This window comes from Natrialba sp. PRR66, from assembly GCF_034808065.1.
GTDB classification, from domain to species: Archaea; Halobacteriota; Halobacteria; order Halobacteriales; family Natrialbaceae; genus Natrialba; species Natrialba aegyptia.
In genome coordinates, this window is the sequence record NZ_JAXHGN010000004.1 from 478,197 (window position 1) to 493,506 (window position 15,310).

Sequence of the window (15,310 nt, forward strand, 5' to 3'; positions counted from 1 at the left end):
ATCCTCAACGAACCGGCTGAACTCGGTGGGGAGTGTATTCCAACCGCGGCGTCAGAGTACGATCACACACAACGCCGCATTGACGAATACTGGTACGCTCAGGCGCTCGGCGAAGATAATCACACATGCCAGGAGGATGGTCTAGTCGTCCTGGGATTCTTTCGATGAAGCATGGCCACAGCCGTTCGAGAACTCCCTACGGATATGGTCGTACCAGAGGCTCGAAATCCCAAAGCCGTTAGTGACGGTTCCGTGGCAGTCAATCAGCTTCTACGCACTGACTGGGAACAGCGGGATCACGTTCAAAGAGAAGCTATTGAAAGAGACAATCGTCGAGGCACTTAAAGAGATCCGCGAGCAAAATCCGCCCAACCGGATTCTGCTCGTGGCCGATAACTACGGTTTTCATCATGCCTATCTCACACAATAGCGAGCCGACGAACTCGGCATCGATTTTGTTTTCATCCCGACATACTCACCGACGCTGAACGCTATTGAACCGCTGTGGCAAGGCCTGAAGCGCGAGATCTTGCCAGAGATCTTCGCAGACCGAGACCACTTCAAAGCGCTCCTCACCAAGCATTTCTCCGGTTGAATCACCTGTTGAGCTTCGCTAGTGACTGGATCGAGACATTCCACTCAGATGTTCAGAAGTTGCGCTGATCACTCTCAGTCGTCAGCCTCGCTGTCACGAACTACTCCGACCGGAGCGCTCGTCTGTTCGATCGGTCGCTTACGCCAGACGATCGTTCCGTAGACGACGAGCAGGGCCTCAAGGATCAGCGCCCCGAAGATCACCCACGTCCAGATCGGCAGGCCGAACAGCGCCTGGGCGTTCCAGCTCGACGGGGCGTACCATGGAACGATTAGCGTGAGCACGATTCCGAGTCCAGCCCAGAAGGACTTTTTCTGGCCGGGAAGGACGTACCTGACCTCGCTTTCGTCACTTCCGTCCTGGTACTCGACCGCGTTGTACCGCAAGATCTCTCGCGTCTGTCTCGTTTCATCGGTTTCGCCGGTCAGGTAGCTTCCGCCAACAACCACGGCCGAGTTCACTGCGAACCCGATGATTCCGGGGTTGATACCGTAGACCTCACCGTTGCCGACAAAGTAGATCCCCAGTGCGGTGAGGCAGCCGACGACGATCCCCGCGATTACGAAGTCGCTTTTTATTCGGTGGAGATACAGTCCGAAAAGGAACGCCGGGGTGGCTTGGAGCAGGAACTCGAACTTCAGTTGCACCCAACCCCAGATCGTGAGGCCGGGAGTGAACGCGACGACGACAGCAAAGGCCGTGAACACGGCGATTGATAGCCGGCTCGCGTTGATTACCCGCCCGTCGGACGCTGCGGGGTTGAGAAAGCGTTCATACATATCCTTCGCGATAGCCATTGAAAGAACCATTACCGTGGCTCCGGCCGTCGAGAGCGTCGACATGATGATGCCGAGCGAGATGAGCGACGGAAACAGCGTTCCCCCGCCGGTGCTAGCGTACGTCCCCATCAGGTACGGGACGACGCGCTCGGATTGTGACTCCACAAGCCCCGGGAACACCCCGGCCCCGACGAGACCGACCACCCACAAGACGAGCGCCACGAACAGGAAGATCGGCGCCTGGATCCGGAAGGTTCGCTGTAGATCGCCCGTGTCCTTCACACTGAGGTAGAACTGCTGGATGTGGATGTACGTCGGAACGCCAAAGAGGATGAGGATCACGAGGCCGTACCAGCCCCGCATCGTCGATGCGTTGGGGAGCGTCAGTTTCTCGGGCGCAGTCTGCCAGACCGACTGGACCTGGGTCGTGAACCCACCGTTACTAAGCTGTCCGATGATGCCGAGTAAGAGACACACCGACAGGAGCATCAACAGTCCCTGTACCCCCGCGACGATCGCAGTCCCCCTGAATCCACCCAAGGCGACGTAGACGAAGATCACGGCCGCAAAGACGACAGTAACGGCCTGATACGAGAGGATCCCACCAGAGGCGACCTGGCCGAGATACCCCATCGCGATGAACTGTTCGATAAACTGGATAAACGTTCCCCAGATCATCAGCAGCAATACAAGGAAGGCGACTCTCGGGTCGAACCGGTGTTCGATGTAGTCGATCGGCGACGTGTAGTCCCATTTGCGTCCAAGGTTTATCAGCGGCGGTGCGATGATTAGTGCACCGATCAGCCCAGCGATCATAAACTGCGGGAAGACCAGAAACGCCGCTCCGGACCGGTAGGTCTCCGCGGGGTGGCCGATGAACGAGCTTCCGCTGAAGACGCTCGCGAACACTGAAAGGGCGATCACGACGAATCCCAGCGACTTGCTCGCGGAAAAGAAATCAGCCGTGTCGTTTCCGATGTTCTTCTTCGCAGAGTACCATCCGATGGCGATCAACGCCGTGAGCGAAACGGCGGTTAGAACAACGATCACCCATCCCAGCGAGGCTGTTTCCGGTTCGAGACTCGCTTGGAGGACGAACGATCCGGCGCTCATTAGTCCCTCCCAGTCGCCTGACGTGGTTTCCTATCCAATTCAATTCCATTGTTCAACATAGATTTGGTTTGATTATGAAGGTATAAGATGATTGCACCGACACTTGTTGGCTTTTTATATGTTCCCCCACACAAAAATGAATACTCTGTTAAATTTTCAGACCGTATCGAGGCTAAATCCGGATATATAGGGATTAGATGCCGTCTTTCGATTACTACCCCCTGTGAATGTATTGTATCCATAGGCAAATATTAAAAATATTGTATTTGTGCACTCCGAGTACATGCACGCCCATTATTTGTATCGCTTTTCAGAATGAAATCTGTCTCTAAACCACCCGTGTGTAGGATTCAAAAGAGTTAGCCACTTTATCGATGAAGAATTGATTATCAGTAAGGGAACACTTTCTCCGTCTGGCGTTCAACAAGACAAGAACGAACGATCGACGTTGTCTGCGGAAACTCGTCGGCGCTACTGGAGGTCGCCAGCGAGCGCGACCGCTCCGCCGAGTTCAACGGGACCCTCGCGGTCGAGGAGCGAAAGCAACTCTTCGATATGTTCATCCGTAGGCTCGACACCGGCGCGCCGGAGGAGGATACGCGCGCTCGCCTGTCCAGTTCCCTGGCCGAACACTAAGTGGCGCTCGCCGCCGAAGCGTGCTGGGTCATAGGGCTCGAAGACGCTCGGATCGTTGAGCATGGCGGCCGTGTGAAGCCCCGACTCGTGGGTGACGACGGCCTCGCCCAGGACGGACTTCCGGGGATCGACCGACTCCTTGAGGTCATCAAGGACGCGCCGGCAGACAGGGGCGAGCCGATCGACCTCAATTCCAAACTTTTCGTCGTGCTCGATTGTCCCGGAGACCACGAGCTCCTCAAGCGCGGTGTTGCCCGCGCGCTCGCCAATCGAGGCGACGCTTACGTCGGCCTTTGCGACGCCGGCCTCATAGGCTATGAGCGTGTTCGCTGTCCCAAGTCCTAGATCATCGTGGAAGTGGACACCGACGCGGTCGAAATCGACCGAGCCGTCGAGCGACGCGAGCAGTTCCTGGACGGACTTCGGAACCCGCGCACCCACGGTGTCAGCCAGGTTGATGAACTTTGGTTCGGGGAACCGCTCGAAAAAATCGACGATGCCGGCGGGGTTGGTCCGGAAGGCGTCGATGAGCGTGACGTGGACTGTCGCCCCCCGGTCGATTGCATGGGAGATCGCCTCGTTGGCCATTCCGAACGCCTCCTCGCGGGTTGCGCTGAGTGTGTGTTCGAGGTGTCGATCCGAAAGCGGCAGGATCACCTCGACAATGTCTGCTTCGGCCTCGATTGCGGCATCGACATCACCAGTCAGAGCGCGCGCGAGGCCGATAGTCTCGGCCGAAACCGCCCCTGAGAGACGGCGTGTCGCTTCGTAATCCTTCTCGCCGGTGATCGGAAAGCCCGTCTGTATGTACGGAAGCCCGAGATCGTCGAGCGCGCATCCGGCATCAACTTTCTGCTTGACGGAATAGTCGCGATCGGGCATCTGGTCGCCCTCGCGCAGCGTTACATCGCTGAGCAGCATCATACGACCTCCATCCCACGAAGCTCCTCGTAGCGCTCGCGCCGAACGCCGAGTTCCTCGAGGTAGACCTCCTCGTTGTGCTGGCCATGACGCGGGCCGGCGTGGACAACTCTCCCTGGGGTGCGCGAGAACTTCGGAACTGTGTTCGCGGTCCGAAGCGTGCCCAGATCGTCGTCCTCAATCTCGACGATGTTGTTTCGGGCCGCGTACTGCTCGTCCTCGAAGATATCGCCCATACTATAGACCGGGCCGACAATGGCGTCTGCGGCCTCCATCTCGGCGATCGCCCGGTCAGTCGTGCGTTCGCTGGTCCACTCCTCGATGACCGCGTCGAGTTCGTCGGCGTTCTCGACACGGTCGTTGTTCGTCTCGAACCGCGGGTCGTCAACGAGCTCGGGGCGGCCAATGGCGTCCATGACGTTCTCGAAGATACGCTGTGAGGACGCAGACAGCGTAATGTGGCCGTCGGATGTCGCGTAGACGTTGCGTGGGGCGGCGCTCGAATGGCGGTTGCCGGTCCGCTCACACTCCTTGCCGAGCCGGTCATACGCCTCGACGTCGCCGAGAAACAGCCGGAACAGCGGTTCGTAGAGACTCACGTCAATCACCTGCCCGGTTCCGCTTGCGCCGATGTCGCGCTCGAAGATCGCGAACATCGACGCCTGCACCGCGAACTGCGCTGCGGTTAGGTCGGCGAGACTGATCGGTGGCAACAGCGGCTCGCGATCGGGAAATCCGTTGACATCGGCCCACCCGGCGATACCCTCGGCGACCGTTCCGAACCCGGGCTTCGCCGATCGAGGACCCGTCTGCCCGTAGCCCGATAGACGAACAACGATCAGTTCTCCGTTTCGATCGCGGAGCGTTTCGGGACCCAGATCCCAGCGTTCGAGCGTGCCCGGCCGGAAGTTCTCGAAGAGTAGGTCCGCGTCGTCGATCAGTTCGAATAGCAGCTCGCGGCCCTGCTCGGTGCTTAGATCAAGCGTGATACACCGCTTGTTCCGCCCGGCCGACTTCCACCACAGGGAGGTCTTACCGTCGAACGGTGGCCATTCTCGGATTGGATCACCGTGCTTCGGGTGCTCGACCTTGATCACGTTCGCACCGAAGTCAGCCAGCTGTGCGGTTGCAAAGCCACCACTGATCATTCCGGTGCAGTCAATCACGTCGAGACCGGCAAGCGGCCCCTGTGTCGTATCATCAGTCATCGGTGCGTATACTAACTATATGAATTGATAGTGAATGAGTAAAAACCCAACAAGTGTGGGCTGTTTATACGTCATGGGGATGAAGTGGAGTTCCACATGCTCACTGCAACAATCTACATTGACCTCAACGATGATTATGCTCTCAGCGAGCTGCAATCGATCCACGACGAGACCTTCGTGATGTACAAGTTCGAAGTCATTGACGGGGAGACGATCAAATTCCTCATTGACGCGGGCGAACACCGCGAGACCATCGCGGCAGTGCTCGACGGGAACGACGCGGTGTACTCTGTCGAGCCGATTGCAGAGTCCCAACTGCTCATCACGAAGCGGTCATCGGGCGTAATCCCGATCATCCGTGAAAACCATGGGATGTTCCAGCGGATGAACGAGTTCAACGGCACTGGCCGAATGTTCGAGATCGTCGTCTTCAATCGCGAAGATCTGAAGAACATCATCGACGGACTACGAGAGCTGGGCTCTGTTCGGCTGGAGCGGCTCAAACCATTCGCAGGCTATTCGTCCGCGTTCTCAACGCGCCAGGGCGAAGTGCTCGAACTCGCCTACGAACACGGCTACTTCGACTGGCCGCGGGAGACGGACGTAAAGACCCTCGCCGATCGGCTCGACATCAGCCACACCACGTTCCTCGAACACCTCAGGAAGGCCGAAAAGAAAGTCATCGGGGAAACGCTCAACAGTGGGGCCACGGCACCGACTATACCGGAGGATATAGTGAACGCTCAGCCCGACCGGTAGGCGGCACCTCGACGTGCAGTCTGAGCCATAATCAGGACATCCGGCAGGATCGAAATAGGAACGGGACAATCATTTCCGTGGCTCTGGTAAACGAAGATGGACCACCCATTCCGGTCCAGAAATCCACGTCACTGGTACTATTGAAATCCTTAAAAGCTACCAAATCCGAACTCTCAATTGCTCACTACAGTGTCCTTATTGAATACTCAGTTAATTTTGTCTTTTGCGTGGAGGGGTCGAAACACCAATCAACCACTGTTCATTTGACAAAGTATGAAAGTTATCGAAGTCAGCAAGCATGGGTCACCCTCTGTTCTCCAAGTAAGAACTCGCGAGCAGCCAACTCCATCTCACGATGAACTCCGCATCAGTGTCAGAGCCTCAGGAGTCAACTTCGCTGACGTGATGCACCGTCGGGGCACGTATCCCGATGGACCAGCCCCTCCATATGTTCCCGGCTTCGAGGTTGCTGGAGTCATTGATTCCGTGGGGAATACTGTTGAGCAATTCGAGGTCGGTGATAGAGTTGTCAGTTACGTAGTCGGGGGGACAGACGGCTATGCCGAGTATGCACTTGTGAAACCGAGTCATACATTTCGTGTTCCAGATTCCCTCCCCCTCTGTGAGGCAGTGGCAGTTCCAATCCAGTTTCTAACCGCACACAATTGTCTGTTTGAGTGGGGCAACCTCAGCACTAACGATAGAGTTCTTATCCACGCAGCAGCAGGTGGCGTCGGTACTGCAGCCATACAACTCGCTCGGGAGGCTGGTGCGGTGGTGTTCGGAACAGCAAGTACTGACGCAAAACTTGACAGAGTTCGTGCCCTTGGGTGCGACCATTGCATCAACTACGAGAAGACTTCATTTGTCGATGCAATCAACCACCTAACCGATGGCGATGGAGTTGACCTCATCCTTGATGGTGTCGGTGGATCAGTTCATCACAACAGTCTGAAAGCACTTGCCTCGTTCGGACGGCTGGTTGCCTATGGCGTAGCTAGCGGTGAGGGAACCCAATTGAATCCAAGTGGATTGCTCACAAAAAATCTCCAAGTCTATGGGTATCACTATGGGAGTGCGCTTTCCGAGTCTCCACAGCGTGTTCTCAGCCCTGCTGAGGGTATTCTTCGACGACTCGCCACTGGGTCTATGGACACTATTATTTTTGATACGATACCCCTCGAACAAGCTTATACAGCCCATCAGATATTAGAAAGCCGGGAAAGCATTGGGAAATTAGTGCTAACTGTGTGATAGGCACACTAACCTAGCGTATATTTCATCAGATGAAGTAAGAATCAAGGGGGTTCAACAGAGCCATGCCACTGTAAATGCGGATATGTCCCTCAGCGCTCGGCGCCGTAGACGATGCGTGATGGGGCTTTGTACCCGCAGTCCGGGCAGTCGAACCAGCGCTGAGCTTTTGCGCCGTCAGTCGATTTCCCACCGACGACCACGTCTCCGTTCAGACACTCCGGAAAGAGGACGTAAGACCGTTGATCAAGCATCGAAAATTCCGTCCCGATCCGCGCGTTATGCGAGTGATCGATGGGACTCTCTACGGCCAAAGAGCGTTATCTGAGACCATCTTCTCCGTGATCCAGCGCACGCTCGACGATGCCGTGCGTGCGCGAAGCTGGTATCGAGAGTTTCGTGAAATCGTCCTAATGTGTGCCGTCTACAACATCAAGCGTGCTGTGAGCTAGGCAAATCCAACGCCGTATGGTGATTCACTACGGCCCATGGTTTGCACCTCGTCCACCGGACTGCTTTCTACTGGTGTCGCTTATCTAGAGAGTGTCGTGTAACGACATCGGATACTGACGTATGAGTATATCTTTCTAGAGCTGTTCGTTCTCGGAAATCGACTCAACTGTGATGTCGCTTGTGCCACGACGAACAAGAGGATCCGCAACTCGGGCTGGTAAGTATACCGTCGTGCACCGAACATTCTCGTCCAGCTCGACTCTGGCCTTGATAGTCTGTTTCTCATTCGAGATTGCAACGAGATCCTGTTCTTCGATATCTCGATCTTGGGCGTCTTCTGGATGCATTCTGAGTCGGCGTTTAGTCTCGCTATCATCCCCCTGTGTCTCTCCGACCCGTCCGCCGGCGATCAAGGAGAGTCCACTTGCGGAATCGAAGGTAAATCTCGATTGGTCATTACTGAAAACTGCCCGTCCGTCAGACGTTTCGAAGCTGTCGCGGTACAGTGTCGAATCAGAGTCGACTGGCCATTGTCGACCGGATGGTCCAAGCTCGGCGAAAGAAAGTCCTTCATACGTAGGTGCGATACGGGTCAATTCATCGAACACGTCGGCTACCGTTTTGTATTCAAAAGCGTTCGAGTCGGGGAGTAACAGTGCCCCGAGATCACGGAGTATTTCGAAATCCGAGCGGGCCGAACTAGGAGGGAGTGTCGTTGGCGAAACGCGTTGGACCCGTCGTTCGAGATTTGTTATAGTTCCCCGTTTCTCGAACCCAGCAGCGGCCGGGAGCACAACGTCCGCGTTGCTTGCAGTCTCGCTGAGAAACAGGTCAAGGACAACGAGATGGTCGAGTGTGTCGAGCCGATCGCGGGTCCAATCGGGATCGCACTTCGAAATAGCCGGATTCTCGCCGACGACAACCGCTGTGCGGATTTCCTTACCGCAGGCCGTAAGCATCTCCCGCACATTCTTCCCAGGGCAGGATGGTGGTATCATACCCCATTCCTCAGTGATCCGTTCACGAGCGTCGGTCGCAGTCACCGATTGGTGACCGGGCAGACGGTCCGGGACACAGCCGGTATCGGTCGCTCCCTGTTCGTTCGCGAGGCCACGGAGCACGTACAGTCCGGCACCGGGTCGACCGATATTCCCAGTGAGAAGGAGGAGATTGAGAAGCGCTTCGGGGGCGTTCGTGTCGTCGCCCTCAATACCTGTTCCGACTAGCGCTGCGACCCCGTCTGCCGTCGTGATAAGTTCCGCGAGGCGATCGATTTGTGTCTCGTCGACACCCGCCGCTGACACTGCTTGTGTTGGAGGAAGACTTTGCATAGATGCTGCGAACGATTCGAACTGTCGGGTGCGCTCATGGATGAACTCTCGGTCGACATCGTTTCCGTCGAGGAGCCGACTACTCAACAGATCGAACACCAGTGCGTCGGTTTCTGGACGAGGGGTTATGTGGATCTCTGCGAGGCGAGTCGTTGCATTCCCGATCGGATCAATGTGGACGAGCGTCGCACCGTTATTGACCGCCGGCCGGACGAAGCTATTGAACGCGATTGGCTGTCGTTTCGCGGGATTAGCCCCTGCGATTATAATTACGTCGGCGTCGCTCAGTTCAGCGAGCCCGTTCGTTGATGCTGGCCATCCAACGCGGGCCTCGAGGCATCGAGTCGTCGATTCGTGACAGAGTCGGGCCCGATTATCGATGTTGTTCGTTCCAAGCATCCGTGCCAGCTTTTGGAGAAGATAATTCTCTTCATTGGTACAGTGTGGCGCACCGAAGAACCCCATTGCGTCGGGGCCGTACCGGTCAAGCGTAGCTTCGATCCCGTCGACGATCCGTTCATAGGCTTCGCCCCACGACGCTGGCCGAAGTTCTCCCCCATCTTGGAGTAGTGGTTGCGTAAGCCGATTTTCCGCGTCGACATCAAGTGCGCCGATGCCCTTTCGGCAGAGCCGACCGTTCGGATTCATTGGACCCGAAACACCGTCAGCACGCGACCCGTCACCGGCTTTCAACCGACAGCCGACCGCACAGAGTGGACAGACTGTCGAGTGGTCGATAGCGTCGTCGTTGGTGGTCATTGCTCAGGATCGGTCCCTAATGCGCCGTCCTTTGGCCTTCAGGAAGCTGACGAGGTATCCGAGGCCGAACCGGATGTCCCGATTTAACAGCGCCGACAACGACCCCCTCAGGCCAATTGGCTCGGAGTCTCGCTGGGCATCGCCTATCGCGCCGAAGAACTCGTTCATACCGCGGGCGGCATCCTCGTCGATCTCCAGCACCGAGAGCGTCTTTGCCGTCTCGACGAGGTCGTCGAGGTGGCCCTCACGTTGGAGTTCCAGTACAGTCTCGAGGATGGCGACGAGTTCTGGCCCGTTGTCTTCGAGCAGTGTCGACAACTCCTCGATTTCCTCGGGTGAGAGCGATTCGGAGACCGAGGTAGCGACGGTCACGAGGTCTTCAAGGTGGCCCTCGCGCTGGAATGTGAGGATGACGTTGAGTGACTCCGAAAGCGTGTCGGCGTTCTCACCTAATTCGTCTGCAAGCTCCGCTGTGCCGTCAGTCGAGAGGCCGTCAGCGGCGGCGACGAGGTTAGCTGCCGAGTCCGTGATGTGGCCGACCTCTTCGTCGTCGGCACTTGCGATCACGAGGATCGCGGTTGTGATCGCGTCCGCGAGTTCGTCGCTTTGCTCGATCGCTGCGGCGATGTCGTCACCGTGGGTTGCGATGGCGTCCTTAACGGCCGCTTCGCCGTTGCTCTCGGGACGTTCTTTCCGCGCTCCGTTGGTCGCTGACTCGGGGTAGGACGACTGTGGCTTTGCCATCTCAGTCGTCCCCCATTGTCTCGACCGCTTCAGTTCCAGTTCGGTCGATATCGTCCTCGACGGCCGCGATCCTCACGGCTGAAACCTTAAATTCCGGCGTCGATGCGGCCGGATCGAGGCGGTCTTCGTCGGTCAGGCGGTTCACGGCGCTCTCGGCGAAGTGGATCGGAACAAAGAGGTTCTCGGGGCCGACACGATCAGTCACCTGCGCGGGGACAGTCGTTTCGCCGCGTCGGGATTCGATCCGAACCGGATCACCGTTCTCGATTCCGTACTCGGTAGCGGTCGTAGGGTTGATTTCGACGAAGTCACTCTGGTTGTACTGCATAATACCCTCTTCACGGTGGGTCATCGTTCCGGTGTGATACTGATACAGGACGCGGCCGGTAGTGAGCGTGAACGGGTACTCATCGTCCGGCGTCTCCCCAGGTTCGCTGTATCCGACAGCGTGGAGGTTTGCCATGCCGTCCTCGGTATCAAATTCGTCCGTATAGAGACGTTTTGTCCCGGGATGGTCTTCGTCCCAGCATGGCCACTGAAGGCCGCCCTCAGCTTCGACGCGCTCGTGAGTGACGCCACCATACAGTGGTGTGAGGGAGTTAATTTCGTCCATAATCTCGGCCGACGAGTCGTAGTCCCACTCGCGCCCCATCCGGTTTGCGAGGTCTTGGAGAATCTGCCAGTCCGGCCGGGCTTTGCCTTTCGGTTCCATCACCTTATTGACCTTCTGAACCGTGCGGTCTGTGTTCGTAAACGTCCCTGTCTTCTCGACAAACGAACAAGCGGGGAGGACGACGTCGGCGTATTGTGCAGTCTCGGTCATGAAGAGATCTTGGACCACGAGGAAGTCGAGATCCTCGAGAACTTCTTCGGCATGGTTCACCCCGGGCTCTGAGAGCGCTGCGTTCTCACCGATAATATACATCCCACGAACGTTATCGTCGTCAGCTTCGAGGAACATTTGGGTGGTATAGTAGCCGTACTCCGGTGAGATTTCGCAGTCCCAAGCGTCCTCAAACTTGGCACGGGCTTCGTCGTCGGCAATATCCTGATACCCCGGGAAACTGTCCGGGAGCGGTCCCATATCGCCGCCGCCACCTTGGACGTTATTCTGGCCGCGGAACGGCGAGACCCCCGCACCGGGCTTTCCGAGATTGCCAGTGATCGCTGCGAGGTTTGCCATCGCCATTACGTTCTCGGTGCCGTGTGAGTGCTCGGTGAGTCCGAGCGTCCACCCGAATATACACCGGTTTGCCTCGGCGATCGTCTCCGCGGAAGAAGCGACCGCCTCGGGGGAGACACCCGTTATCTCCTCAACGCGCTCCGGTGTGAACTCCTGGACTGTCTCCTTGACATCCTCAAAACCAGTGGTCCGTTCCTGAACGAATTCCTCGTCGTAGAGGTCATTGTTGATGATGTAACGCGTAATTCCGTTGATCCAAACGGCGTCGTATCCGGGTTTGATTTGGGTGTACTGCGTTGCGTACTCGGCGATCTGGATCTCTCGCGGATCGAACACGATCAAATCGCCGCCGTCTCTCACGTTCTGTTTGATCCGCGTTGCGAGGACGGGGTGGGCTTCGGTGGTATTCGACCCAGTCAGCAGGATGCAGTCGGCGAGTTCGAGGTCGTCGGTGCTGATTGACGCCGCCCCGTATCCGTAGGTTTTCGCCAGCCCAGCGACCGTCGAGGAGTGACACAAGCGATTGCAGTTGTCGACACTATTGGTACCGAGCACCTGTCGGGCAAACTTGCCCATCAGGTAGTTATCCTCGTTTGTCGCCTTCGAGGACGCGATAACCGAAAGTGTCTCGCCGCCGTGTTCATCGCGGATACTGCCGAGTTCTTCGGCGACCCTCGAGAGCGCTACGTCCCACGTCGCCTTGCGGAACTCTCCGGATTCGTCACGGACCAGTGGCGCGGTCAGCCGGTCGTCGGAGTTTACGAAATCGTAGCTAAACTTCCCTTTCACACATGTCGAGATTCCGTTGACGGGTGCATCCTCCTCGTCGGTCGGACGCGCTGCGAGGATCGCTTCACCGTCGGTGTAGAGATCAAACCGACAACCGACCGCACAGTAGCCACAGGTGGTGTCTTCGACGTTCAGTTCCTCCAGCCGCTTATCACCAATCGACTGTGCGATCTCGAACAGTTTGCCTTCGGGAAGCGTCTCGGCGGCGACACCCTCGGCGACGTGTTCAACGTTCTCTATTGCCTGGTCCTTCGCTTGCTGCATATATCCCGCGACACCGTCGAGATCATCGTTCACAACCAGTCACCTCCGCTCTGGGAGTCGTCCCATGTATCGCTCAATGTGTCGTCTTCAGTCGGAGAGTCGACCATTTCAGTCGTGGGGGTCTCGAGCGTGTGTTCGGTGCGCTTCTTCGGCGTCATCGGTCCCTTTGACGTTCCAGTGCTCTCGTAGGTCTTCCCAACGCTGTTCTTCTGTGTGAAGCCGGAGAGAGGGATCGTCGTTGCGTCCTCGATCCCCTTCTCAACGAGTGAGCCAGTCGGACAGACGCTCACGCAGTGTCCACATGAGACACAGGTTGACTCCTCCATCGTCTCTGCGTCGCTCTGGAATCCGATTCGGGTGTCTTGTCCAGAGCCCTCCATGCGGAGGACACCTTCGACCTGCACATCGTTGCAAGCTTCGACACAGCGGTTACAGAGGATGCACTTGTTGCGGTCGATCTGGATGAACGACGAGGAGTCGTCGATCGGCTCGTATTCGTCGCGGTCGTCAAGGACGCCGTACCGTGGTTCTTCGACGTCTTGTTCGATAGCCGCGTCCTGCAGTTCACACCGCCCGTTCTTACCACAGGTTGTACATCGAAGATTGTGATCTGACAGGACGAGATCGAGGTTAACATCCCGAGCTTCGGCGGCATCGGCTGCGTCGGTCTGAACGGTGAGGCCATCCTCGGCCGGGAAGCTACACGCCGGTACGACGCCGTGTTCGTCAGTCCCAACCATACAAGTTCGGCATTCACTTCGTGGACCGATCTCTTGGCGATCGTAGCTACATAATGCTGGAACGTAATCGTCAGTCTCGACTGCCTCGATCGCATCTAGAAGCGTTGCACCGGCGGCCACGTCGATGGTGGCTCCGTCGACGGTCACGGTCGCCACATCAGTACTTCCAACTGGGGGATCGGTCGCCGTTCCGGGCGCGATTTCCTCTGTCAGCGGCGGTGCATCGATCTGTTGTGGGTTTTCCGAACTCATAAGTTAGGCCTCCAGTGGCTCGAGACAGGTCCCCGCGGGACAGCGACCCTCTGCGTGCGCCTTGAACTCCGATGTGAACGCTTCGATGGCGGTCCGGGCGGGTCGGCCTGCCCGCTCACCGAACATGCAGATGCTTGAACTAGCCATCACACGATCCAGTTCCTCAATGGCTCGAGCGTCGAACTTGCCGTCGTAGACGTTCCGAAGCAACGACGCCAACTGCGCCGTTCCCTCCCGACATGGCACGCATCGGCCGCAGTTCTCCTCGGCGGCGAAGCTTGCACGCTGACCGACGAACTCGACCAGACACCGGGCGTCAGAGAGGACATCGACGATTCCATCGGTTCCGAGGTCGGCATTATTGAGGGCTTCTAATCCAATCCCGACATCAAGGTCACGGGTGATCCCGCCGAATCGGCCGCCGACGCAAGCGGCCTTGAACGATCCATCAACACCAACAGTATCGACTAGTTCCGACAGCTTCTGTGTCTCCGAGAGTTCGACCGTCGCGACGGAGTCGACATCGCCACGGACGGTCATCACGCGCGTTTGTTCGTCAATGCCCTCGCGCAGACCCACGGCGAGGTGTGCAAGCGTCCGGGGCGTATGAACGAGCGTTGGCCGACCGTCGAGCCCCACGCGTTCAGGTCCTGGAGGCCGGAGACGAGCCTCCAGTCGGTGGTTCCCTTCTATGGCTTCGATCGCCATCGTCGGCTCGGCTGCCCGGTACTCCTTGGGACCGGTGACGACTTCCATCGGGGCTGCGGGATCCGGGTAGGTGTCAACTGCTGAACTAACTGTCTTGACCGCATTATCGTCCTCCGACGACGCGTAGACGATGATTCGATCGGCGGCGACGGTGCTCGCAAGAACCGACGCGCCGTCGAGGACCTCGAACGGCGCGCTGGAAAGCAAAAGCGTGTCAGCGGGTGATCCGTGTCCATTCACCACGACAACCGGATCGCCATCTGTCGCGCGGGCTGTTCGCCACGTCTCGGCGAGGGGGTCGTCCTGACACAGATCACCCCACCCGCGACCGTTCAGGGAGTTGCCCACCTTCAATACCGTTTCTGCATCACTCGGAGCGAATCCGCCGGCGGCCTTGTGGTCTGCGACGCTCGTCGGACGTCGCCAGCTGCATGCCCCGAGCACGCAGCGATTGCCAGTTCGCAGTCCCGGTAACGGTGCGGTCGGCAACCGGTTTCGATCCGGAGCGTGCGAAACGACGGCATCTGGGTCTGCACCATCGACATCCCCAGTTTCCTCGACGCTCGCTGTGATCGACTCGAGATCGGCTGTCGAACAGTGTGTGTAAAGCGCAGTCCGGCCCGCGGCAGTTACTGTGATAAGCGGTTCGAGTGCGGGCACTCCAGTTGGGCCGACGTTCACGATAGGACCGTCGAAGCCAGCGGTGGACAGAGAGGGGCCTCTGTCTGGATCGCCGGCAGCGACCCGGATAACTAGATGATCGCCTGTTGTGATGGCCGTCATTTGCTTTGTTCTTGGTTGTTCATTGTTGTTCTGTATGAT

Annotated in this window: 12 protein-coding genes and 1 pseudogene; 4 read left to right on the top strand and 9 right to left on the bottom strand. The window is 57.6% G+C overall.

Annotation, left to right across the window (positions count from 1 at the left end):
* Positions 1-448 precede the first annotated feature (448 nt).
* On the top strand, positions 449-595 hold the full coding sequence (locus SM755_RS24490; protein WP_152424127.1) for a transposase: 147 nt from the start codon (positions 449-451) through the stop codon (positions 593-595).
* Between the two features lie 74 nt (positions 596-669).
* On the opposite strand, the gene SM755_RS16240 is transcribed toward SM755_RS24490, so the two are convergent.
* From SM755_RS16240 to SM755_RS16250, 3 genes are all read right to left on the bottom strand, one after another.
* A complete protein-coding gene (locus SM755_RS16240) occupies positions 670-2,487 on the bottom strand; it encodes a sodium:solute symporter family protein (protein WP_323173585.1) in 1,818 nt (605 codons plus the stop codon).
* 471 nt (positions 2,488-2,958) lie between these two features.
* Positions 2,959-4,047, bottom strand: a complete 1,089-nt coding sequence (locus tag SM755_RS16245) for a citramalate synthase (protein ID WP_323173586.1) — start codon at positions 4,045-4,047, stop codon at positions 2,959-2,961.
* Positions 4,044-5,252, bottom strand: a complete 1,209-nt coding sequence (locus SM755_RS16250) for a CaiB/BaiF CoA-transferase family protein (RefSeq protein WP_006667429.1) — start codon at positions 5,250-5,252, stop codon at positions 4,044-4,046. Before SM755_RS16250 ends, SM755_RS16245 begins: the two co-directional genes overlap by 4 nt.
* Positions 5,253-5,348: 96 nt before the next feature.
* On the opposite strand from SM755_RS16250, the gene SM755_RS16255 reads away from it, so the two are divergent.
* Together SM755_RS16255 and SM755_RS16260 are read left to right on the top strand one after the other, a co-directional pair.
* A complete protein-coding gene (locus SM755_RS16255; protein WP_049904087.1) occupies positions 5,349-6,011 on the top strand; it encodes a helix-turn-helix domain-containing protein in 663 nt (220 codons plus the stop codon).
* Between the two features lie 273 nt (positions 6,012-6,284).
* On the top strand, positions 6,285-7,265 hold the full coding sequence (locus tag SM755_RS16260; RefSeq protein ID WP_323173587.1) for a zinc-binding dehydrogenase: 981 nt from the start codon (positions 6,285-6,287) through the stop codon (positions 7,263-7,265).
* Positions 7,266-7,357: 92 nt separating this feature from the next.
* On the opposite strand, the gene SM755_RS16265 is transcribed toward SM755_RS16260, so the two are convergent.
* On the bottom strand, positions 7,358-7,519 hold the full coding sequence (locus tag SM755_RS16265; protein ID WP_323173700.1) for a hypothetical protein: 162 nt from the start codon (positions 7,517-7,519) through the stop codon (positions 7,358-7,360).
* On the opposite strand from SM755_RS16265, the pseudogene SM755_RS16270 reads away from it, so the two are divergent.
* Positions 7,478-7,717, top strand: a pseudogene (locus tag SM755_RS16270) (IS5/IS1182 family transposase); the annotation flags it as partial. The gene SM755_RS16265 and the pseudogene SM755_RS16270 overlap by 42 nt on opposite strands.
* Before the next feature lie 135 nt (positions 7,718-7,852).
* On the opposite strand, the gene SM755_RS16275 reads toward SM755_RS16270, so the two are convergent.
* From SM755_RS16275 to SM755_RS16295, 5 genes are read right to left on the bottom strand one after another with little or no spacing between them, the layout of a single operon-like run.
* The gene (locus SM755_RS16275) at positions 7,853-9,808 is read right to left on the bottom strand and encodes a molybdopterin-dependent oxidoreductase (protein ID WP_323173588.1); all 1,956 of its coding nucleotides are present in this window, start codon (positions 9,806-9,808) and stop codon (positions 7,853-7,855) included.
* A gap of 3 nt (positions 9,809-9,811) precedes the next feature.
* Positions 9,812-10,552 carry a DUF1641 domain-containing protein gene (locus SM755_RS16280; RefSeq protein ID WP_323173589.1) on the bottom strand — a complete coding sequence of 247 codons (741 nt, stop codon included), beginning with the start codon at positions 10,550-10,552 and terminating at the stop codon, positions 9,812-9,814.
* 1 nt (position 10,553) lies between these two features.
* The gene (fdhF, locus tag SM755_RS16285; protein ID WP_369335257.1) at positions 10,554-12,788 is read right to left on the bottom strand and encodes a formate dehydrogenase subunit alpha; all 2,235 of its coding nucleotides are present in this window, start codon (positions 12,786-12,788) and stop codon (positions 10,554-10,556) included.
* A gap of 29 nt (positions 12,789-12,817) precedes the next feature.
* Positions 12,818-13,780, bottom strand: a complete 963-nt coding sequence (locus SM755_RS16290; RefSeq protein WP_369335255.1) for a 2Fe-2S iron-sulfur cluster-binding protein — start codon at positions 13,778-13,780, stop codon at positions 12,818-12,820.
* 3 nt (positions 13,781-13,783) lie between these two features.
* The gene (locus tag SM755_RS16295; RefSeq protein WP_323173591.1) at positions 13,784-15,169 is read right to left on the bottom strand and encodes an NADH-ubiquinone oxidoreductase-F iron-sulfur binding region domain-containing protein; all 1,386 of its coding nucleotides are present in this window, start codon (positions 15,167-15,169) and stop codon (positions 13,784-13,786) included.
* Between the last annotated feature and the right edge of the window lie 141 nt (positions 15,170-15,310).